The sequence below is a fragment of the Pseudoflavonifractor sp. HCP28S3_F10 genome, assembly GCF_052065415.1.
Taxonomy (GTDB): domain Bacteria; phylum Bacillota; class Clostridia; order Oscillospirales; family Oscillospiraceae; genus Pseudoflavonifractor_A.
Map to the genome: position 1 here is coordinate 1 of NZ_JBQHUB010000068.1, position 1261 is coordinate 1261.

At 54.9% G+C, this 1261-nt stretch carries 1 protein-coding gene; it reads left to right on the forward strand.

The features are described 5' to 3' along the window. Positions 1–110: 110 nt before the first annotated feature. Positions 111–1166 carry an IS30 family transposase gene (locus tag ACTNBZ_RS14315; protein ID WP_441210948.1) on the forward strand — a complete coding sequence of 352 codons (1056 nt, stop codon included), beginning with the start codon at positions 111–113 and terminating at the stop codon, positions 1164–1166. The last annotated feature ends 95 nt before the right edge of the window (positions 1167–1261 follow it).

The following is a 1261-nucleotide window of genomic DNA, read 5'->3' on the forward strand; positions in this document are numbered from 1 at the left end:
GGTTGATTGTAAAATCAAGTTGGACACTTGAGTAAAAAATCCATAGTGATTTCTCTCCCCGTGGTAGAATGAAGTTACCACACAACTTCTACAGAGGGAGGGCAATCACTATGGACTGCCATCATTGTATCACAGAATACGCAGAACGCAAGAAGGGACAGCATCTTCGCATGGAAGACCGAGGAGCCATCAAGGTCCTCAAGAAGCAGGGACTCGGTCCTCGTGCCATCGCCAGACAGATCGGCTGCGCTCCATCCACCGTTACGAATGAGCTGCGGCGAGGCACACCGACTCGCAAGAGCAACAAGGGGAAAGCTCCCGGTTATTCCCCCAAGCTGGGAGAAGCTGTCTACAGAGCCAACAGAGCATCCTGCCACAGGCATCCGAAAGCGGGCGTCTGCAGTAACTTCACCAGTTGGGTGGTTCGGCAGATCCGGGAACACAAGTGGTCCCTGGATGCCTGCTGCGGATATGCCAAGCGACACGACCTGTTCGAGCCGTCTGAGATGGTCTGCTCCCGTACCCTTTACAACATGGTCTGGAAAGGGCACCTCTCCATCCAGCCAATGGAACTGCCCGAGGCGTTAAAGCGCAAAGCGAAGAAGCATCGTGTGCGAGAGAACAAAAAGCGCTACGGCACAAGCATTTCCAGCCGCCCGGAGATTGCATCTCTTCGTCTTGAAGAGGGCCACTGGGAAGGCGATACCGTGGTCGGCAAGCGAGCGGGTAAGGAGGCTGTTGTCTTTTCCCTGTTGGAGAAGAAGACGGAAACCTACCTTGCGTTCCGTATCCCTGGCAAAACCAGTGAGGCGGTGATGAATCTCATGAACACCCTCCATGATGAGTACGGAGAACACTTCTCTCAGGTCTTTAAAACCATTACTGTGGACAACGGCAGCGAGTTTGCTGACTTCGCCCAGGTGGAGAACTGGGGCAGCAAGGTTTTCTTCGCCCACCCGTACACCTCCTGGGAGCGTCCCCAGAATGAGCGACACAATGGCCTGTTCCGGGCCTTTGTCCCAAAGGGAGCTTCTATTGAGGGCTTCACCGACGAGGATATCCTCGCCGCTGCTGACGAGCTGAATGGACGCCCACGGAAGAAACTCGGATACTGCACCCCGGAGGAACTCTTTGAGGATTTTCTGGACGCTGTCTACGCAGCCTGACGGCTGCGGCAACCTCGCTCACGGATAGATCCTGCGGCTCCATCCGTGAGCAAGGTTTTTACCACGGGGTGTCCAACTTGTTATTGCAATTTGCG

Excerpts from the sequence above, each read along its gene's own strand:
- ACTNBZ_RS14315 (WP_441210948.1), top strand. The coding sequence starts at position 111 with ATGGACTGCCATCATTGTATCACAGAATACGCAGAACGCAAGAAGGGA.